21 protein-coding genes are annotated in these 20,945 nt (G+C 40.4%); 8 read left to right on the forward strand and 13 right to left on the reverse strand.

The genetic code is table 11. The annotated features are described in order from the left end of the window. Positions 1-30: 30 nt before the first annotated feature. The 3 genes from HLV59_RS10950 to HLV59_RS10960 all read right to left on the reverse strand — a co-directional run bounded on the left by HLV59_RS10950 (position 31) and on the right by HLV59_RS10960 (position 3,832). Positions 31-1,422: an LLM class flavin-dependent oxidoreductase gene (locus HLV59_RS10950; protein WP_016144985.1), complete on the reverse strand. Its 1,392-nt coding sequence runs from the start codon at positions 1,420-1,422 to the stop codon at positions 31-33. Between the two features lie 177 nt (positions 1,423-1,599). After that, positions 1,600-2,895 carry an acyl-CoA dehydrogenase family protein gene (locus HLV59_RS10955; protein WP_171429937.1) on the reverse strand — a complete coding sequence of 432 codons (1,296 nt, stop codon included), beginning with the start codon at positions 2,893-2,895 and terminating at the stop codon, positions 1,600-1,602. A 118-nt stretch (positions 2,896-3,013) separates the two neighbouring features. Further along, positions 3,014-3,832, reverse strand: coding sequence for a hypothetical protein (locus tag HLV59_RS10960; protein WP_016144983.1), 819 nt, complete (start codon positions 3,830-3,832; stop codon positions 3,014-3,016). A gap of 643 nt (positions 3,833-4,475) precedes the next feature. Here HLV59_RS10960 and HLV59_RS10965 point away from each other — a divergent pair. The 5 genes from HLV59_RS10965 (at position 4,476) to HLV59_RS10985 (ending at position 9,605) form a co-directional block, all read left to right on the forward strand. Beyond that, positions 4,476-5,921, forward strand: coding sequence for a cytochrome ubiquinol oxidase subunit I (locus tag HLV59_RS10965; RefSeq protein WP_016144982.1), 1,446 nt, complete (start codon positions 4,476-4,478; stop codon positions 5,919-5,921). After that, entirely contained in the window at positions 5,914-6,921 is a 1,008-nt protein-coding gene (gene cydB / locus HLV59_RS10970; protein ID WP_005076463.1) for a cytochrome d ubiquinol oxidase subunit II, read from the forward strand. Before HLV59_RS10965 ends, cydB begins: the two co-directional genes overlap by 8 nt. Before the next feature lie 14 nt (positions 6,922-6,935). Beyond that, the gene (locus tag HLV59_RS10975) at positions 6,936-7,070 is read left to right on the forward strand and encodes a hypothetical protein (RefSeq protein WP_005076466.1); all 135 of its coding nucleotides are present in this window, start codon (positions 6,936-6,938) and stop codon (positions 7,068-7,070) included. A gap of 98 nt (positions 7,071-7,168) precedes the next feature. Continuing rightward, positions 7,169-8,587 carry an aminotransferase-like domain-containing protein gene (locus HLV59_RS10980; RefSeq protein ID WP_016144981.1) on the forward strand — a complete coding sequence of 473 codons (1,419 nt, stop codon included), beginning with the start codon at positions 7,169-7,171 and terminating at the stop codon, positions 8,585-8,587. Between the two features lie 100 nt (positions 8,588-8,687). Then, the gene (locus HLV59_RS10985) at positions 8,688-9,605 is read left to right on the forward strand and encodes a LysR family transcriptional regulator (protein WP_016144980.1); all 918 of its coding nucleotides are present in this window, start codon (positions 8,688-8,690) and stop codon (positions 9,603-9,605) included. A 54-nt stretch (positions 9,606-9,659) separates the two neighbouring features. On the opposite strand, the gene madM is transcribed toward HLV59_RS10985, so the two are convergent. The 10 genes from madM to gcvA form a co-directional block, all read right to left on the reverse strand. Beyond that, on the reverse strand, positions 9,660-10,421 hold the full coding sequence (gene madM / locus HLV59_RS10990) for a malonate transporter subunit MadM (RefSeq protein WP_002133212.1): 762 nt from the start codon (positions 10,419-10,421) through the stop codon (positions 9,660-9,662). Between the two features lie 44 nt (positions 10,422-10,465). Then, positions 10,466-10,867 (reverse strand): malonate transporter subunit MadL, encoded by a 402-nt coding sequence (madL, locus tag HLV59_RS10995; protein WP_005069782.1) that lies wholly within the window; start codon positions 10,865-10,867, stop codon positions 10,466-10,468. Between the two features lie 53 nt (positions 10,868-10,920). Then, positions 10,921-11,853 carry a malonate decarboxylase subunit epsilon gene (gene mdcH, locus HLV59_RS11000; RefSeq protein ID WP_171429938.1) on the reverse strand — a complete coding sequence of 311 codons (933 nt, stop codon included), beginning with the start codon at positions 11,851-11,853 and terminating at the stop codon, positions 10,921-10,923. Positions 11,854-11,865: 12 nt separating this feature from the next. Beyond that, positions 11,866-12,474, reverse strand: coding sequence for a malonate decarboxylase holo-ACP synthase (locus tag HLV59_RS11005; RefSeq protein WP_171429939.1), 609 nt, complete (start codon positions 12,472-12,474; stop codon positions 11,866-11,868). After that, complete coding sequence (gene mdcE / locus HLV59_RS11010; RefSeq protein ID WP_171429940.1) at positions 12,465-13,292, reverse strand: biotin-independent malonate decarboxylase subunit gamma; 828 nt, start codon at positions 13,290-13,292, stop codon at positions 12,465-12,467. Before mdcE ends, HLV59_RS11005 begins: the two co-directional genes overlap by 10 nt. After that, positions 13,289-14,140 (reverse strand): biotin-independent malonate decarboxylase subunit beta, encoded by an 852-nt coding sequence (locus HLV59_RS11015; RefSeq protein WP_171429941.1) that lies wholly within the window; start codon positions 14,138-14,140, stop codon positions 13,289-13,291. The genes mdcE and HLV59_RS11015 overlap by 4 nt, the downstream gene beginning before the upstream one ends. Then, positions 14,133-14,432, reverse strand: a complete 300-nt coding sequence (locus HLV59_RS11020; protein WP_087089020.1) for a malonate decarboxylase subunit delta — start codon at positions 14,430-14,432, stop codon at positions 14,133-14,135. The genes HLV59_RS11015 and HLV59_RS11020 overlap by 8 nt, the downstream gene beginning before the upstream one ends. 2 nt (positions 14,433-14,434) lie before the next feature. Beyond that, entirely contained in the window at positions 14,435-15,319 is an 885-nt protein-coding gene (locus HLV59_RS11025; protein WP_171429942.1) for a triphosphoribosyl-dephospho-CoA synthase, read from the reverse strand. Further along, entirely contained in the window at positions 15,319-16,998 is a 1,680-nt protein-coding gene (mdcA, locus tag HLV59_RS11030) for a malonate decarboxylase subunit alpha (RefSeq protein WP_171429943.1), read from the reverse strand. Before mdcA ends, HLV59_RS11025 begins: the two co-directional genes overlap by 1 nt. A gap of 109 nt (positions 16,999-17,107) precedes the next feature. Further along, complete coding sequence (gene gcvA, locus HLV59_RS11035) at positions 17,108-18,022, reverse strand: transcriptional regulator GcvA (RefSeq protein WP_171429944.1); 915 nt, start codon at positions 18,020-18,022, stop codon at positions 17,108-17,110. Between the two features lie 145 nt (positions 18,023-18,167). Here gcvA and HLV59_RS11040 point away from each other — a divergent pair, with 145 nt between their 5' ends. The 3 genes from HLV59_RS11040 to HLV59_RS11050 all read left to right on the forward strand — a co-directional run bounded on the left by HLV59_RS11040 (position 18,168) and on the right by HLV59_RS11050 (position 20,945). After that, positions 18,168-18,938, forward strand: coding sequence for an SDR family NAD(P)-dependent oxidoreductase (locus HLV59_RS11040; protein ID WP_171429945.1), 771 nt, complete (start codon positions 18,168-18,170; stop codon positions 18,936-18,938). Between the two features lie 135 nt (positions 18,939-19,073). Beyond that, a complete protein-coding gene (locus HLV59_RS11045) occupies positions 19,074-19,748 on the forward strand; it encodes a cupin domain-containing protein (protein WP_171429946.1) in 675 nt (224 codons plus the stop codon). Positions 19,749-19,757: 9 nt separating this feature from the next. Further along, positions 19,758-20,945 carry an MFS transporter gene (locus tag HLV59_RS11050; RefSeq protein WP_171429947.1) on the forward strand — a complete coding sequence of 396 codons (1,188 nt, stop codon included), beginning with the start codon at positions 19,758-19,760 and terminating at the stop codon, positions 20,943-20,945.

Consider the following 20,945-nt stretch of genomic DNA (forward strand, 5'->3'; position numbering starts at 1 on the left):
CAGCTATTTATTTAAAGGTTTTCCAAAATATTAACTCGCCTCAGCAAGTTTTAACTCTTTTAGATTACGATATTTTGCACCGCGGTGATTTTCAGGCAAATATGGCCCAGCACCAAATAATTTTTCTCTTAATGTTCCTTGTGCATATGAGGTTTGATATACCCCTCGTTTTTGCAACTCTGGCACAATAAATTCGACCACATCGGCAAAGGTTTGATGCGCCAAAATATAGGCAAGGTTAAAGCCATCAATATCGGTATCTTCAACCCATTGCTGTAGAGCATCCGAAACGGTTTCTGCTGAACCCACTAACACCGGTCCATTACCCCCTAAGCTGTTCCAATTTGCAATTTCTTCAATTGTCCAAACACGCTCTGGGTCTGCATTTACATAAGAATCTAATAAAGATTGAATCGCGTTGGTTTGAATATATTCAACTTTGTCCGTTGGCTGGTATTGTGAGAAGTCCACACCTGACCAGCCAGACAGTAATGTTAAAGCGCCATCGTAGCTTCCATAGCTTTGATATTCTTTAAACTTAGCCTGAGCTTTTGCATCGGTTTCATCAGTGACAATCGACAAAAGTGCATAAATTTTAACAGAGTACGGGTCGCGGCCTTCTTGAGCCAATTTCTGGCGAATACCCTGTACCACTTTTTTAGTGGCGATTTTAGATGGCGCTGCTATGAATACACACTCGGCATTTTGACTAGCAAACTTCTGTCCACGTGAAGATGCGCCTGCTTGGTAAAGTACTGGTGTTCGCTGCGGTGATGGCTCACAAATATGGATACCCGGTACAGTAAAGTATTTACCCTCGTGCTGAATTGGATGCACTTTTTTATGGTCAGCATAGATACCGCTTTCACGGTCACGAAGTACCGAACCTTCTTCCCAAGAACCTTCCCAAAGTTTGTAAAGGACCTCTAAGTATTCATCAGCAATATCATAACGATTGTCATGATTAACCTGAGTTTTTAGGCCCAAGTTTTTCGAACCACTTTCCAAATAAGACGTCACGATATTCCAACCAACTCGCCCTTTGGTTAAATGGTCTAGTGTGCTAATACGTCTAGCAAAAGGATAAGGATGTTCAAAGGAAATAGAAGTTGTGACACCAAAGCCCAAGTGCTTTGTGACTGCTGCCATTGCTGGCACAATCTGTAGTGGATCATTGACCGGAACTTGTACCGCACCTGTTAAGGCATGTTCAGCACTTTGATGATAAACGTCATAAATACCAAGCACATCTGCAATAAAAATACCGTCAAAAAAACCACGCTCAAGAATTTGTGCTAAATCTGTCCAATATTCTAAATCTTTATATTCAACAGATCGGTCTTGAGGATGTCGCCATAATCCAGGAGATTGATGGGCAATACAATTCATTTCAAAAGCATTAAAACTAATTTTCTTAGTCATAAAATATCAGCCAGCATTTTATTTAATTTTTATACTAAAGCAATTTTTAGGTTTTCTTTATAATATAAACCCCAAACAAAATATGATTTTATTCTAATAGATTTTTATAATTTAATTTAAATAATCAAAATAATATTAAGCCGCTAAAAATAGCAGCTTAATATCAAAAACTAAAATTTATTGTTTAGCAACATTCCCTATTCGCCATTGATACGGTGGTAATGTGCCGTTTACACTAAAATCACCGACAATTCGATTTTTAAATACTCTCGGGTTATGTGAAGATAAAGTTCGCACATTACGCCAGTATCGATCTAGGCCTAAATCTTTGTCTGTTGCAGAAGCACCTAAAGCGTCAAATAAAATTGTAGAAGCGTTTAAAATTAGATCGGTAATGACCGTTTGGGACTGCGCACTTTCAAGCTCGGCAAGTGCATTTTGCTCTTCTTCAAGCTGCTCATTATTTTGAAATGCAGCTAAGTAAGCACGCTGTAAGCTTTGTGCGACCTTTTCAACAATAGCCCCTGCACTGTAAGCCGCGCCACGAATTTGTCCTACTACTTGTAAAATTTGCGGATCCTGTTTTACAAATTGGGCATTTGCATGCGTGTAGTTTCGGGTACGGTTCGCCACGGCTTGAGAAACATCATAGGTTGCAGCACGCCCTAGGCCTGTAATGATTGCCAGTTGGACTAGTTGATAATAAGCCGCTGAATATTTAAAACGATCATCATCAGGTAAGATTTCAGTTTCATCAACCAATACGTCATGGAAATATGCCGTACCACTTGCGGTGAGTTGCTGACCAAAGCCATTCCAGTCATCAACAATTTCAACACCCTCATCTTCACGGCGAACAACCACCGAGCCAGACTCACCCTTTAAATCTGTTACGCCAATTTCAACCCAGTCTGCATATAGACTTCCTGTGGTGTAGTACTTTTGACCTTTAACACGAATTTTTCCGTCACTATCCCGATATAGATGAGTTTCAAACTGATCGATTGACTCTTTCCCACCTTCTGACCAAGCACTGCCGACTGTTTCACCATTGGCAATTCGGCTAAGCCAACGCTGCTGAAACGCTTTATCTTTACTTACCAAGACATCTTCAGTAAAACCAAAATGCACACGCAAAGCTTGCGGTAAGTTTGAATCAACTTCTGCAAGTTCAATGAGTAATGCAAATAATTCAGGAATAGTGGCTTCAAAGCCACCATGTGCTTTAGGAAGTCTTAACCGTGTAAAACCAATATCTTTGAGCCACTGAAGTTGTTCATACGGCAAAATATGCTGTTGCTCACGGATTAAAGCCCCTTCTTTAATACGGGCAAAAGTCGGTCTGAAATGTTGTGCCAATTCATCATAACGTGATGATGGCCCTTCACCCCACACGCGAGAAACAATTGAGGCCTGACTAAGTGCTGCATGCGTTAGTGAACCGAGATGATGCTCAAAATTTAAATTTGTCATGTAAGTAAAACCAATATTGCTTTGCTTTTACCATAAAATATTTATTTCACATGAAAACGATTATTTTTTTATAACAGTATTCAAACTTTATATAACGCACAACAAAAGCCTGCCAATGCTAAGCGATCTCTTTCTTGATAAGACTATGCTGACTTTGCAATAAGGTTTGCATATATTCTGAATAGACAGATATTTTTTCGAAAATATGCTCTGAATAAAACATATCATCAATTAAATGGGTCATTTGATGCGTCGTGAAGGTGTCACACAGTCCCACAAGCTCCGCATTCATCTGAGCAAATTGTGCACATAGCTGTACATAGGTTTCATCTTTATTTTTGAATAATAATTTCCGCATTTCTAAGCTATTAAAGTTTTTTAAGTCCTCATCTTTTGTGGTTTTAATCCAATAAATTTTGACCTTTAGAAATTGCTCAAGAGCTTCTAAATGCTCGACATCTATGTCTAAACTTGTAATTAAAAAAACTGTAGAAAGGTCACTTCGACACAGTGCTTTGATTAAGCTTAAATAAATAAACTCAACTTCATTAAGCTCTGCAAGTTCCAAATCTATATAAATTTTTAGACTTTCTAAAACTTCATCTACCTTAAATAGCACCTTTTTATCTGCTTGATAATATTTATTCAGAATAGAAAGCACAGGCGTAGTCGCAGGTGTTGTATAAATAGCAGCCTTGTTTAAGTTGGCAAAAATAAATGGAGAGAATAGATAAGCCACATTACTTTGCTGTGGCTCAATATGAGATTGAATTAAATATACAGTTTCAGCTTTGGAAAAGTCTCTGAGTACTTTTGCTCTTAATAAAGTAGCTTCAAAATTAACGTAGGTTTGCTCTAACTGAGCCAATATAGATGCAGGAATAGGCTGATTTTTAATAATTTTATGCAGGACATTGAGTTGAGAAGTAATAAACATTTTTTAACATCCAAGCTATTTTAGAAGAGCTACACTTAAATCAGGTCTTTAATAACCCACGTAATAACCAGACCTCACGCAAAACAACAAAGGAATAAAAAAGAAGAAATTATTCTGCGCTTATTACCCAAAGTCGCATTCACTTTGTTTTGGAAAGTGATTTTGGCCATTCGTAAATCTCGTTCATTTATTTTGGACTTTTGAAGAATGGATATATAGCTACAGATAATTGAAAAAAAACTATAGCACACCTCAAGACAGCTCCAGACTGTTATAGTTTTATAAAAAATTTCTGTATCTACATATACAAAAAGAGTAAGTGCATGATTAATGAAACTTCTTAAGGTAGGTAGTTTTCATGAGACGATCTATTGCATATCGCCAGATATTTCATCAATGTTTCAATGCAACATGCATTTTTACAAATGCAACATCAAGCATAAACTTTGTTAACAGATTGAGAACAATCAATAAGTCTATTCTCTTGAAATATCAAGCAATTATATTGCTTTACTCTGTTGGCATTTTACTTGCTAAGAACATTTATCACAGAAGCAAGTTTAATCGTCAAAATACTTTGTTGCCTGAAAATAAGTATTTAACTCATTCAACCATCATCAGCTAGTTCACAGGGGGAAAGTTTATGAGCCTCGGTCTAACCGCTCTAGAATTAGCGCGAATACAATTTGCTTTTACAGTATCCTTCCATATTATTTTTCCGGCCACGTCCATCGGTCTTGCCTGTTTTTTAGCAGTCTTAGAATGGAAATGGTTAAGAACCCAAAACCCGATTTATAAAGATCTATTTAAATACTGGATTAAGATCTTTGCCGTTGCCTTTGGTATGGGTGTGGTCTCGGGCGTGGTCATGAGTTACCAGTTCGGTACCAACTGGAGTGAATTTTCACGTGTCGCCGGAAGTATTACTGGTCCTTTACTGACCTATGAGGTCTTGAGTGCCTTCTTCTTAGAAGCAGGCTTCTTAGGCATTATGTTATTTGGCTGGGGGCGTGTTGGTCCTCGAGCCCATTTCTTTGCAACGCTTATGGTTGCCATCGGAACATGTATTTCCATGTTCTGGATTTTATCTTCTAATAGCTGGATGCAAACCCCTCAAGGCTTTGCCATCGAAAATGGCATTATTGTGCCAAAAGACTGGTTTGCTATTGTCTTTAACCCGTCCTTCCCTTACCGCTTTGCCCACATGGGTGCTGCCGCCTTCTTAGTTTCATCTTTATTGGTGGTCGGAACATCTGCATGGCATTTAATAAAAGGCCGTCGTGATGAATTGGTAAAAAAATCGTTCTCGATGGGTCTTTGGATGGTACTTGTGACTTCATGTTTACAAGTAGTGATTGGGGATAACCATGGTTTAAATACTCGTGAACATCAACCTGCCAAACTTGCAGCAATGGAAGGTCACTGGGAAACCAATCACAATGAGCCTATGCCTTTATTGTTATTTGCCATTCCCGATATGAAAGAAGAACGTAACCACTTCGAAGTGGGTGTTCCTTATTTGGGTAGCTTAATTTTAACGCATAGCTTAGATGGCCAAGTGACAGGCTTAAAAGATTTCGCACCTGAAGACCGTCCCAATTCAACGATTGTTTTCTGGAGCTTCCGTGTGATGGTAGGCCTTGGTGTACTCATGGTCACCCTGTCATTCATTGCGCTTTGGTTACGTAAGCGTGGAAAACTGTATGAAACGTCTTGGTTCCATAAGTTTGCTTTAGTGATGGGACCTTCTGGTTATGTCGCCATGCTTGCAGGCTGGGTAACCACTGAGGTTGGCCGTCAGCCGTGGGTGGTGTACGGCATTATGCGCACTAAAGACGGGCTTTCACATACAGTTTCTGCAGATCAGGTAGGTCTGAGTCTCTTTATTTTTGTGGTGGTATACACCATTGTTTTTGGTAGTGGTATTTACTACACCTTAAAACTCATTAATAAAGGCCCTGTATTTATCGATACACCAACTATTGAATCTGGTGGTGTTGGACACTTTAAAACACCAATGCGTCCACTCAGTGCTGTCGATGAAAACATTGACGATAATCAAAAATCTGGGGAGAAACATCATGATTGATCTTTCTTTAATATGGGTCGGTATTATTGGTTTAGGTGTTTTAATTTACGTGGTCATGGATGGTTTTGACTTAGGAATCGGGATTATGTTCCCTTTCATTAAGAACAGCCAAGAACGTGACGTCATGATGAATACCGTCGCTCCTGTTTGGGATGGTAACGAAACTTGGATGGTTCTCGGTGGTGCTGGTCTGTATGCAGCCTTCCCGCTGGTTTATTCAACAGTTTTATCAGCACTCTACCTGCCTATCATTTTCATGGTCATTGCCCTGATTTTCCGTGGAGTTGCTTTTGAATTCCGTTTTAAAGCTCATCGAACCAAGCACCTTTGGGACTTGGCTTTTATTTGGGGTTCAGTTTTAACCAGCTTCCTTCAAGGGATTATTTTAGGTGCCTATATCCAAGGGATTAAAACCGAAAATGGTATTTTTGCTGGTGGGTCTTTTGATTGGCTTTCCCCGTTTACCATCTTTACAGGTATTGGCGTAGTTGCCATGTATGCCACTTTAGGCTGTGGATGGCTGATTTTAAAAACCGAAAAAGGTTTGCAGCAACGTATGTATGAGCTTATGCCAAAGCTGATTATCGCACTGCTCATTATTTTTGGTGGCGTGAGTTTATATACGCCGTTGACGCATCCTGAAATTGCAGATCGCTGGTTCTCTTTACCAAATCTGTTCTATTTTAGCCCTGTACCTATTTTGGTCTTATTGTTTGTTGGTCTGATTTTATCAGCATGTAAAAAGCAGGATCATGACCTTAAACCATTTGCATATACATTAGCGCTCGTTTTCCTTGCATTTACTGGTTTTGTGATTAGTTTATGGCCCTATATTATTCCGCCATCAGTCACCATTTGGCAGGCTGCAGCGCCTCATTCTAGCCAGATGTTTGCTTTGGTCGGCGCACTTATTCTGATTCCAATTATTATTGCTTACACCATTGTCTCTTATTGGGTATTTAGAGACAAAGTTCGTGTAGGTGACGAAGGCTATCATTAAGTATGGAGGGTTTTATGAAAAAGTCATCCGTTAAACTCAATCAAACCCAATGGTTTATTCTGCTATGGATCGGTGGTTTTTTAGCCTTAGCTGTGATTGCGGGATTGTTTAAAGTTATCTTGATTTATGCAGCCCCTTACTTAAAGTAAATCTATTGTTCTAAACAAATGCCGTTTGTAGATTCTGCAAACGGCATTTATTATTGATTAAGTGCTTCTTTCATTTTGTTATTTCGTGCAGCTCATACATGTATAAATCAGAACAACTCGCTCATAGCATTCGCCAACTCATTGAGAGCGGCACTTTAAATGCACATGAAAAATTACCGTCATTGAGAGATCAGGTACAACGCTCTGGCTTTAGTTTAATGACCGTAATGAATGCTTATCAGGAGCTTGAATCACAAGGTCTGATCTATTCAAAAGAAAAATCTGGATACTTTGTTGCCGAGCAAATTGCACTTAAACCTTTAGAGCAATATTCAGTCGTTTCCCTGAATTCTAAAATTGAAATTAACTCATTAGTTTTTAAATATCTTAAATCGATTCAACATGAGTCTGTCGTACCTTTCGGTTCAGCTTTTCCAGACAGTCAACTTCTAACAGCCCCCAAACTTATTCAAATTATGGGACAGCTTGCCCGTCAAAGACAAAGTTATGACCAGACAACCAGTTTGCCTCCCGGTAATTTAGCCTTAAGAAAATTAATTGCTCAGCGCTACTGTATGCAAGGCATACAGACCGATCCAGATGACATTGTCATTACATCAGGTGGTTTGGATGCACTAAACCTTTCACTACAAGCTGTCGCTCAACCCGGTGATTATATTTTATTACAGCAAACCGTGTTTTATGGCGCTTGGCAAGCTGCCGAACGTTTAGGGCTTAAAGTGATTACCATTCCCGAACATCCGCAACATGGTTTTGACCTAGAGGCTTTTGAACAGGTCATTCAAACATATCCAATCAAGGTGTGTTGGCTCATGCTGAATGCCCATAACCCGATTGGTTTTACAGTTAGTGATGACATTAAATATAAAATTGCCAAGTTGCTTCACGAACACCAAATTTATTTGATTGAAGATGATGTCTATGAAGAGCTTTTTTATGGCGGCCAAAAACCACTTTCAATGAAGTATTTTGATCAACAAAATCTCGTGCTTCACTGCTCTTCTTTTTCTAAAACATTAGGTGCTGGTTTTCGGGTCGGTTGGGTCTATGCGGGTAAATTTTCGGACCATATTCAACACTTGCAGCTTATGAGTACCATTTCAGTCAATGCACTCATTCAAAATGCGCTGGTTGAATTCTTGTCTCACCATCATTATGAAAAACACTTACGCACGCTTAGGCTTTCACTTGAGCGTTATAAAAAGCAGTTTTACCATTATTTGAAACAACATTTACCTAGCTCTTGCGAAGTGTATTATTACCCAAGTGGTTATTTTCTATGGGTCAAGCTTCCCAGTACCCTAGACAGTATGCAAGTTTATGAAGCGTTGATTCAGCAAGATATTGGCGTTGCGCCAAGCCCTCTGTTTAGTGTTTTACCTGCACAACAGCATTATTTGAGAATCAATTGCTCTTTTGAATGGAACACTAAAATTCAAAATGCATTAGATCAGGTTATCAAAACCATTCAACAAAGAGTTGAAGCAAATCTCTAAAGAAATGCTTCGACCTAAGCACAATTTTATAGACTTTATTTTGTGGTAACTTTATAACTCAAATCTATAGTTTTAAGGGAAACAGGTTCAAGGAATTAATATGGAAATTGATGAAGAACTCACCCTGAAAAAAATACAGATTTTTTTAGCTTTTATGCGCTGTGGAAATTTGTCTAAAACAGCCACAGAAATGCAGCTGAGCAATGTCAGCGTTCATAAAGCACTACACTCTTTAGAAAGCTCTTTACGTTGTCCTCTTTTTAAAAATGAAGGTCGTAATCTGATTCCTTTAAAAAGTGCTTATGTCTTTGAAGAACGCGCACAGAAAATCGTACAAGACATTTTTATCACTGTAAATAAAACCAGAGAAGCTGCTGGCTTTGCAGCCAAAGTTTTACATTTAGGGTCTCTTTATTCTTTGACGGTAAACACAATTCCAAATGTGATTAGCGGACTTAAACTCAGACGTAGTGAGCTTGATATTCAACTGTTGCTGAGTTCAAATCAGGATTTGGTGAAAAAGCTTAAAGCAACTGAGCTTGATGCCATTATCGTGGCTTTAAATGAAACCACTCAAGATGATGACTTTGAAATTTTGCCAATGTTTTCAGACGACATTTTTTTGGCAGTCAATAAAGATTCTAAATATGCCGATTTTAAAGATATTGATTTAAGCCTTTTAAAAGAAGAAACTTTTTTAACTTTAACTAAGGGTTTTGCCACTCATAACGACAGCGATATCATTTTTAAAAAGGCTGGTTTTTCACCTAAAGTTGCTTTACAGGTCAATGATATTTTTACCCTCATTAGTATGGTCAGCTCAGGTGTTGGTTTTGCTCTACTACCTGGTCGTATTTCTGCTGTTTATGAAAGTTCGGTCAAACTTATTCCTTTAAAACAGCAATATCATATGCAACAAGAAATCGGTCTAGTCTTTTTAAAAAGTAAAGAGCGCGACCCTAACTTACTTGCTCTGATTGCTGAATGTCGAATGTTTGCCTCTAATTTTAAAAGATAAATATCGGCAACTTATTAAAGAATAATGAGTTGCCGTTGTGCGATTTTCAAAAATTTATCCAAAAATTGCATTAACCGTTAAGAAAAATACAGAAGGTCCAAGTAAACAGCCAAGTCCTGTATAGAAGGTTGCAACCAAAGCTCCATAAGGTACAAGTCGTACATCAGTGCCAGCTAGGCCTGCAGCAGTGCCACTGGTTGTTCCTGCTAAACCACCAAATACCATGGCAGAGCGTGGACTTTTTAGATACATAAATTTCGCAAGCAGTGGAGTCCCTACCATAAAGAAAACTGACTTGATTAACCCAATTGCAATAGAAAGTGCGATCACATCAGAGCTCGCGCCAATTGCGGTTCCTGTAATTGGACCGACAATATAAGTCATTGCGCCGGCACCAATCGTTGTCATCGAAATTGGATCTCTATAGCCCATACCCCATGCGACCAAAACCCCAATTGCAAAAGGCACAACGCAACCAAGCATTAATGCGATTAGACCAATTTTGCCTGCTTTCTTCACTTCTTTCACATCAACTTCAAATGCAGTTGAAGCAATCGCTAAATCACGAATCATGGCTCCACCTAATAATGCAAAGCCAGAAAAAATAGCGATGTCCGAAACACCTTTGGTTCCCTGCGTATAAACTCCGGCAAAGTAAGCAACAACCAAACCTAAAGTAATCGCGATTGCAGAACTTTGTAGTTTTCCTTTCGTCAAATATTTTGAAAGTAAATGGGAAACGAACATCATTAAACCCGTTACTGCAAGAGCAGTAACTAATGCATTTTTTGATAACACAGCAATTATAGCGTCCATCATTTAATTCCTTTTTGATTGAACTTTTTGTAGTTTATGTTTGCTTAGGCTATTTTCTCTTTAGTTTCTATTGTCCATTCATAAGTTTCATAGTCGCCACTAATTCTATTTAAATAACGGATGACTAAAACCGTACCAATTAACGATGCAATAGAGACAATTAGTCCTAACATGCCACCCGATAAAGCTGCAACGACATTTTGCCCTGCTGACATCGCAACTACGATCGGAATATACATACCTGACCAATACAAAACGCCAAATTGTGTGACTTGAGGTAAGTAACCTTTTTTTGCCAATAATTCTTTAGATAAAATCAACAGAATCATCGAAATAGCAACTCCACCGACATTCGCTTTAACGCCTAATAGCATTCCTAGGGTATTGCCAAGATAGTCACCTAATAAATGACAGATCGCTAATATTGCTGTTCCATAAATAATCATTGCAAATCCCTCATATCCTTGGGTTATTACTCAATTTTCAATTTATATTGTAATTACAAAGAAGCATTATTTTCGTTTTGCATTGCTAATTGAATGCTGTCTAAACGTGTTCCCTGAAATGACAATACAGTTCCTTCTTTAAACGTTCGACGTGCAAGTGTAGTAAGTACCGTTCCCGGTAAAGCTTCTATCTGCAACCTTACACCTCGCTCCCATGCAGCTTGGATGGTACTTTCCCAATCTACAGTTCGACTCATATTAAAAGCCAAGTCATCACCAATCTGTTCTGGTCTGCCAAGCGTACGAGCCGTTGTACCACTTAAATAACGTATTTTAGGCGGCTTTAAAGTGACTCCCTCCATAGATGCCGCAAGTTGCTTTGCTTGCTGACTTAATAATTCACAGTGCGATGGCACCGATACATCTAATCTTTTTGCCACCACGCCTTGTTGCTTTGCCAAAACAGCAACTTGGTTCATGGCTTCAAAACTTCCTGAAATAACGATCTGGTTATGTGCATTAATATTTGCAACAAAAACCTGTGGCGTTATTTCATAAATCTGTTTGACCCATGCTTCGACAGCTGAACGATCTGTACCAATCAGAGCTGTCATACCATATCCAGTTGGGTAAGCGTTTTGCATGAGTTCACCTCGATAGGCAACTAAACGAACAGCATCTTCAAAGGCCAAAACTCCTGCTACAACCGCAGCCGACCATGCGCCAATTGATAAACCCGCTACATAATCAGGTGTTAAGTTTTCCGCTGTTAATAAAGCTGAACTCACCACACCTGAAATCAGTAAACAAAGCTGTACTGCACGTGTCGATTGCAAGGCAGCCGGACTATCTAACATCAAGACATCTTCTTTGAGTGCATCCGATGCACGCTCAAGGTATTCTTTAACCAGTGCGGTTTGAGGTAAGTCGTGCAACATATTGCTTCGTTGCGCACCTTGTCCCGGATATACCCAAATTGAAGCCATGATATCTATTCCCTAATTCCATGGGTTTTCTACTAAGACAGCACCATCGGAACGTTTTAATAGAACTTTTCCACTGTTTCCAGCCCATTCTTTTAACGCCAAACCACCTTGTGGAAGTTGAAGCTGTATATCCACATTGAGTCCTGCTTGCTGAAAATTTTCGAGTAACTCAATCGCCTGCTTTTTGGCAAAAGGTTGTTCAGCTCGAATCAACAAATCAATGTCACTTTGCTCGGTTACTGTTTCAATGCCTGTTGCCAGTTCAAACCCGAAACTTCCTGTATATCCCCAACATCCTGAAAAGTTTTTCATAATGTTGGAAATGGTCTGTAAACGTTCTGCCAAGTGTGCAAACTGCTGCGTATCTAAATAAGTCAGTGCTTCGGGTTTAAGCTGTCTGCTAATAGCAGATCGTGGCATTTGTGCCGCATATCGTTGATGACGAAATTGTCCTCTTATACCCACAGCTACTTGATCTACAGGAGTAGTTGCCCGTCGAACCACAACAGGATCGCCTCGTAGTAACACCTCTTTCACCCAATGCGGAGCATCATTGGCCAAGTAATTGACTGTCATGCCCCACAATAAATCATGGGCTTCAAGCTCAAGTTTCATGACCATTGCTCACGCAATAACTCACGGACTTTTTTTGACATTTGACGGTTTGCGCCGTGAAGTCTCTGTTCCAGTCCTCTAGATTGATCAGCATTAATTTCTTTAAATACTTGAGCAATTGTCTGCTTCGCTAACAAAAGATCAGCGGTTGTAGGTTGTTCAGGATTTTCAACAGATAACAGTTCAGATAACAAACCAAGCGTGGCATAACTTTCAATGTCATAAGCCATTGGAGGAATACTTGAGGCCAATTGCTCTAGTTCATCAACCGAGCGTTGGGTTACACGTGCAGCAGATTCCTTACCCATTGCATGCACCATAACACCTGAATCTTTTAAGGCAATAATACGATTGGCTTGGTATCCATGCGCTAAGAAAGCCCCCGACATCGACTTACCAACCAATAAACTCACTATAGGATGACCTGCCAATCTGGCTCTAGCATAGCTATCTACTGCACCCGCTAAAGCTTGATGAATACCTAATAATTCTTCACGGCGTCCATAGGCCTGACTTGGAACATCAACCAAACATAAAATAGCGCGTTTAGTTTCCGAATGAATATCGGCTTGAATCACCTCATCAACCGCTTTTGCCAAGCTCCAGCCTTCCAAGAGTCCAACTTCACCTTGTTTTGCCCGAGGGAACAGATTATTGCTGTCTTGGACAACTGCAATCACACGTACCGCTTGCTGATCAATCTGACCATCAGCTACCCAAACTGAAGCTGGAAAACCATCCACTGTCTTAAAACCCTGCGTAAGTGCTTTAAACCAGTGCGCACCTCGCGTAGATGCTTTTAATGTATCAACTGCGATATTCATGCTTGTTCTCCTTGATACAAAGCCTGAACCTGTGCTGGAGTAATCTGCTCGATAGTATCAACGTGTTGTAGCTGCGCTAAATAAAATGAGTAATTTGAACTACGATGCTGTTCAGGCACGCCTTGGGCTAAATAGTCAACCACTTGTTGGCGAACTTTCTGGCGATCATCCTCTACATAAGCATCTGCCAAACCACTAGTAAAGCGCTGATTACCACCAGTAATACTCCAAATAAATGGGCGATCTTTGGCGTTATATTCTTGTACGCCAGCTTCTTGTTCAATCACTTGCGGACCATTTAAGCCTAAACGTCCTTCTTGTGTCATTACAATATAGCTACATAGTCCAGCAGCAATCGACATGCCACCAAAGCACCCTACACTGCCTGCAACCACTGCAATCACGGGTTGATACTGACGTAAGTTCACAATTGCAGCTTGAATCTCAGCAATTGCAGCCAAGCCCAGATTTGCTTCTTGTAAGCGAACACCACCCGTTTCTAATAGTAAAATTGCAGCTGTTGGAATGCCTTTCAGATTGTCTTCAACCGCAAGTTCTAAGGCACCCGCAATTTTGGCACCGCCCACCTCGCCTAAGCTTCCACCCTGAAATAAGCCTTCAATTGAAATCAAAACTACTGGTCGTTCTTGAATAGATCCTTTTGCAATCACTACACCATCATCGGCTTGCGGCACAATATTCTGCTTAACGAGCCAAGGCGACATAACACGTGCAAATGGATCGAGTAGCTCTCTAAATGTTCCTTCATCCAATAATGCCTTGGCACGTCCTCTTGCACTGAGTTCAATAAAATCTTGTTTATTTAATAAACTTTGGATATCAGTCATGAGCAATCTCCTCCAAGGCTTGTTCCAGACGTAAGCGAACGACACCAGGGGTTGCACCAAAGTCATGAATATCAATATTGACGGCTGGTGGTATTTGCGCTGTAAAAATCCGTTCAAAAAGATTTTTCCAACGTGCAACACTACCATCCACCGAAGTCACAACCTGAATAGAGGCTTTTCCCTTTTCACCAGGTTCCATCAAAATTTCTAAATCGCCCGAGCCAACGCATCCTACCAATGCTTTTTTTACCGGTGGCTCTGTCGCCACAAATTCAAAATGAAGTGTTTCCATCATCAAAATCCTTCTTTATTTTTTAAAGATGACTGCTGAGCACGATCTATAAACAATGTTGCTGCCAACAAATCTGCGGCACCACCAGCGGAGGCTTTCATCCTAAGTAGATCAATCTCTAAAAGATGCAAAGCGCGACGACCTTCCAAGCTTGAACTACCGCCCAAATCCAGTACCTGTTGAGCACCTTGTTGCATACGCTTTAAACCTGATGTTCCAGAGCGATAAAGCACACAGGTATCGGTCAAATCAGTCATCATGGCAAGCAAGGCATCTAAACGTGCGAACTCTTCTTTCATTGGTTTACTACGACTTTGATAAAGTTGCTTTAAACCAAAGTTCACAACGGTTGGAAAACCTTGCTGAGCTTGTTCTTTTGCACCTAAGATGCCCAATTTTTTCTGTACCTGCTGACCATGACTCAAGGCCTGCTTTGGAATAAAACGATCTTCAAGCTGAGCAATCTGGCCTGCTAACTGGCATAGCTCAACAGCCGATAAATATTGTTGATTGGTACGTGCCAATGCCGCCGCCGTAACCAGTAACCCTAATGCCCAAATTGCACCGCGGTGTGTGTTAACACCATCTGTTGCCAACATCATGGTCTTTTCACCTTGGCGACCAATTTCACCAATGTCTTCACGCAAGGCCAAACAGACTTTTCCATGATGCTTTGCAGCTTGGGCCATTGTCTCAAACATGGGTCCTAAACTTTTCGCAGAGTACTCCATTAATTCCAAACTCAGGTCATCATGTGCACCACTGCCACGGCGATCGACCAAGGCTGGTTTAGGGGTCAGATTAACTTCATCAATTAAAGCCTCGACTGCTAAACTTGCCAAAATCTGACTATCGCTAAGTGTTTGATATTGAACTTGTGCCATCATTACCAACTCCTGAATTTTGCAGGTGGTTGATATAAACCATCGGACCATGTCACCAAGTCGGCAATATTTTTTGCAGCTAAAAGCTCACGTGTTGCATCGGTACGGCGAATACCTAAATCTTCAGGGAATACCACCAAGCCTTCGCTTCTTAAACGTGCTGTTGTTTTCGGGTCTTGAGTTAAACCAATACTGGTCACACCCGCTACCGCAGCAATCATGGCTTGGCGCTCTTCTTGGCTGCTTGCTTTATATAGATAAGCAATGCCTTCTTCGGTCAGTAAATGGGTCACATCATCACCATAAATCATGATCGGTGCTAAAGGTAAACCAGCCGTTTTAGCAACATCAATTGCATCGAGACGATCCACAAAAGTGGGCTTGCCACCCTCTTGGAAGGTTTCAACCATTTGCACAACGAGTTTTTTACCACGTGCCAAATAGGTATCTGTTTCATTAGCACCTTGCAAACGCATATCAAGCCATGCAGGTGTATCGTGACGACGGCCTCGTGGATCATGCCCCATGTTTGGTGCACCACCGAAACCAGCTAAACGACCTTTGGTAACAGTCGAAGAATGTCCCATACCATCAACTTGCAACGTTGCGCCAATAAATAAATCAACGGCATATTGACCTGCGAGCTGACACATCATGCGGTTGGAGCGTAACGCGCCATCACGACCTGTAAAGAAAACGTCTGGTCGAGCTGCAACATATTTTTCCATACCGAGTTCAGTACCAAAACAATGCACGCTTTCAACCCAACCTGTTTCAATCGCTGGAATTAAGGTTGGATGCGGATTTAGAGTCCAGTTTCGGCAAATTTTTCCTTTTAAACCTAAAGACTCACCATAGGTCGGTAAAATCAGTTCAATTGCCGCAGTGTTAAAACCAATCCCATGATTTAACGATTGCACATTATGCTTTTCATAAATTCCGCGAATTGCCATCATGGCCATAAGCACATGAACAGGTTTGATATGTTTTGGGTCGCGAGTAAATAACGGTTCAATATAAAAAGGCTGGTCTGCAACCACCACATAATCCACCCAAGAAGCAGGAATATCGACTCGTGGTAAATCAGAGACGTCATCGACCAGTTCATTGACCTGAACAATCACGATACCGTCGCTAAAAGCCGCAGGTTCAATAAGTGCAGGAGAATCTTCGGTACTTGGACCTGTATAGATATTGCCTTGACGGTCTGCCATAAAGCCCGCCGAGAGCACTACATTTGGAATAAGGTCAACCACCAAACGTGAATACAACTCAATATAGGTATGAATCGCACCAATCTCTAATAATCCATCTTCAATTAACTGGCTAATACGTAAACTTTGTGGGCCAGCAAAAGAAAAATCGAGTTTACGCGCAATACCTTTTTCAAATAGATCAAGATGTTCCGAACGCCCAACGCTCGGCATGATCATATGTAAATCGTGCAAAACATCTGGATTGGTTTGAGCCAAAGAGCGCGATAAAAAATCTGCTTGCTTTTGGTTATTCCCTTCGAGTACAACTCTGTCACCCGGTGTAATCAGGGTTTCTAAAACTTTAATAATGTCTTGAGTTGGAATCACCACACCATCGGTATATTGGTTTGCCATCTCTAGTTTTAGTTGTTTGGCATGACGCCGCTTTGTCCATAACCGTTCTTTATTCTGAACTGAGCCTTCCATGTGTTTACCTATAGATCGCAGTTTTGTTCTGAATCTATAAAAACGCTTTATGGGATTTCGATCAATCAACCTAGATGAGTCGTTATTAACTTCAGGTTAACGATTAATTTTATATTCGATGAATTTCTTCAAAAAACCAATCTACACAGATTTTGACTTTAGGCAAATTTGCGTATTGTGGTCTGTACACCAAATAATAAGAAAAGGGTGATGAGAAATGAATTTGAGGAAATAATCGTACCAAACGCCCGGTTTGTATATCTTTTTGCACCATAACACTACGCGCTAATGCAACACCATGTCCTTCCATTGCTGCCTGTAAAACTGCAGATGAACTGTTGATTTGCATACCACGATTAATATTGATGTCATTCAAACCTACACTTTTTAGCCAAGATTGCCACCCCGGAAATTGTTGATGTTTTTCCATAGAAAGATCATGAATTAAAGTGATATTTTTCAGATCATTTGGGGTTAAGAGAGATGAATGTTCATTTAAAAATGCGGGTGAACATACGGGATAAACCTCTTCATCCATGAGTTTAACTGCTTCTAGCCCTTGCCATTGGCCTTGCCCATATCTCACTCCCACATCAACTTTTTGTTCTAAAAAATCTACGGTTTTCAAGTTAATGTCTAAACGAATATCAATATCTGGATATTGTTTTTGAAAATGATCAATTCTTGGTAATAGCCATTTTTCAGCAAATGCTGGACTTACCGCAATATTAAGCACACCTGATAGAAAATCTTGTTTTAATTTTTCCAAAGCCAAAGTGAGCTTATCAAAACCCGCTCGAATATCCGGTAAAACTAATTCAGCCAGTTCAGTAGCGACCAGTCGATTTTTACCATTAGTTTGCCGATGAAACAAAGGAAAGCCTAACCAATCTTCGAGTGTACGTACCAATTGCCCCACTGCGGCGGGAGTAACATTTAACTCTTTTGCCGCCGCAGAAAAACTTTTGTGGCGTGCGCTGGTTTCAAAAGCACGAAGTGCATTCAAATAAACTGGTGAATTCATAACACTAAAGATTTTCTTTACTGAAGAAGCAGATTATCTCATTTGTGATTAAAAAATACTATTTCTAAAATAAACCTATATTGATTGAAATACATCAGCTTCACGAATCAATCAATTTATTTTATTTAACCTTAAGGATATATACATGAGTAGATTTTCTTTAAAAGTTGCTATCGTTACGGGCGGCAGTTCTGGTATTGGTAAAGAAGTTGCAATTCGCTTGGTTCAAGAAGGCGCCAATGTTGTCATTGGTGGCCGCGATGAAAACAAATTGCAAAAAGCTGCCCATGAAATAGATCCAACAGGTGCAAAAGTTCGCTATTTTGCTGGGGATATAGCCGAACCTAAAACTGCAAAAAACTTAGTCAAAGTAGCATCTGAAGCATTTGGCGGTGTTGATATTCTTATCAATAATGCAGGTGTATTTAACCCAAAATCTTTCCTTGATATTACTGAAACAGAATACGACTGGTTTTTAGATACCATTTTGAAAGGCAAGTTTTTTATGGCGCAAGCTGCTGCTAAAGCCATGCAACAACGTGGAGGCGGCGCAATTGTACAAACAGGTTCGCTTTGGGCATTGCAAGCTGTAAAAGCAACCCCGTCTTCTGCTTACTCAGCAGCAAATGCAGGAGTCCATGCACTCACTCATAACTTAGCCATTGAATTGGCCGAATCAAATATCCGCATTAATACCGTTGCACCGGGCGTAGTGGAAACACCTGTTTACAACACGTTTATGAGTGAAGATCAGGTTAAAGAAGCTTTACCGACTTTTAACTCATTCCATCCATTAGGCCGCAACGGTCAACCTGCTGACATTGCCCAAGCGATTTTATTCCTTGCATCATCCAATGCCTCTTGGATTACAGGAACTATTCTTCCTGTAGATGGCGGTGTGATGGCTGGTCATTAAATTACCAACCACCTTGACCTGTTCAATATAAGTTCGAGTTGATTAAAAGACCTTAGAGCATTAATTTTACTTGCTAATTCATTCTATTTATTTTGTTATTGAATAAAGAGAATTTAGTTTACGAGGAAAGTATTCATGTTGATCCATGCCGATTTTTCACAGGCTGTGATTGTCAAACCTGAAGACTATCATTGGGTGAAATCTCCCCGTGGGGAAGTTGATCGCGTCATGCTTGATCGTGTTGGCGATGAAATAGCTCGTGCGACCAGTTTCGTGAAATATGCGCCCCACACAATCTTTCCTGAACATCGACATCATCATGGTGAAGAAATCCTCGTACTTTCAGGCGTATTTACTGAAAATCAAAATCAGCACTACCCCGCTGGATGGTATTTACGGAGTCCCCATCAGTCGGTGCATCAACCGTCGAGCGAAGAAGGTGCATTGATTTTTGTCAAACTTATGCAAATTCCTATGTCAGAAAATCAAACCTTACGAATCAATACCAACGACCCAGCACAATGGCAAGAAATAGGTTCGCGTTTAATTTGTACATTGGTTGATGCAAGTTATGAACATACCTATTTAGAAAAACTCAAGCCGCAGCAACTTTTTACTGAAGAAGCTGAGGGTGGAATCGAAATTCTGATTACCCAAGGTCAGTTGGCCGATAAAGAAATGGTTTTTGACGCTGGAACATGGATACGCCTACCTCCGAAAACACATGCACATTTTCAAGCAGGTTTGTCTGGCACTTCTATTTATGTAAAAACCGGACACCTAGCTTCAGCCATTGCTGAATATAATTAAAGGCTCGTTATGCTTCAAAATACCATGCACCGCCAAGTATTACTTCTGGCGAGTTCCCAATCACTTTTCCAAACCGTTTCTGTCATGGTCATGACCATTGGTGGCTTGGCTGGCGCTAATATTGCAAACACCCCAACACTTGCAACGCTGCCCATTGCATCTATGTTTTTGGGTACAGCTTTAATGATGTTTCCAGCCTCAATGCTCATGGCACGTGTAGGACGGCGTAACGGTTTTCTATTCGGCGCTTTCTTAGGTGCGCTCGGCGGCATTATTGCATCAATTGGTATTTTTTATAGTTCACTCATGCTTCTGGCTTTGGGTACGCTATGTGTTGGAGCATATCAATCCTTTGCTCAGTTTTACCGTTTTGCTGCCAGTGAAGTGGCAACTGATGCGTTTCGCTCACGTGCTATTTCTTGGGTGATGGCAGGTGGAATTGTTGCAGCACTGATTGGTCCGACTTTAGCCCGTTTTGGTGGACCCTTATTCCAGCATTTAGAATATATCGGCTCATTTTTAATTATTAGTATTATCTCACTTGTGGCAATAGGGATTTTATCGAGCCTACATATTGCCGACACAGTTGAGCAAAAGTCTGACTTTACTGCTGGTCGCCCATGGCAACAGATTGTCTTTCAACCGACCTATTTGGTTGCGTTATTTGGCGCAGTAACAGGCTATGGCATCATGATTTTAGGTATGACTGCCACACCGATTGCAATGCGTCATTCACATCATGAACTTGGATCGATTACCACTGTCATTCAGTTACATGTACTTGGTATGTTCCTACCTTCATTCTTTACTGGAAATTTAATTGCTCGCTTTGGGGTGCTTAAAATCATGTTTACAGGGCTTTTATTATTTGCCTGCTCTATTGGATTTGCTCTATCGGGTATTCAGTTCGCCTCTTTTGCTATTTCTTTAATTTTATTAGGCGTGGGATGGAACTTTTTATTTATTGGCAGTACTTCTTTACTCACAGGAACTTATTCTGCGGCTGAAAAAGCCAAGGCCCAGGCGATTAATGATATGACGGTTTTTGTTGTTGGATTAATCTGCTCTTTTAGCGCTGGGGCTTTACTGGATTTATTTGGCTGGAAAGCAATGAATATGGCATTAATGCCATGGTTGATAATTGCCGCAGCTTCTCTCTTCTGGCTAAGCCAAAAAAGAGAAAAGCAGTTTGTTTAA

Origin of the sequence: Acinetobacter lactucae, from assembly GCF_013122135.1 — a bacterium.
Classification (GTDB): domain Bacteria; phylum Pseudomonadota; class Gammaproteobacteria; order Pseudomonadales; family Moraxellaceae; genus Acinetobacter; species Acinetobacter lactucae.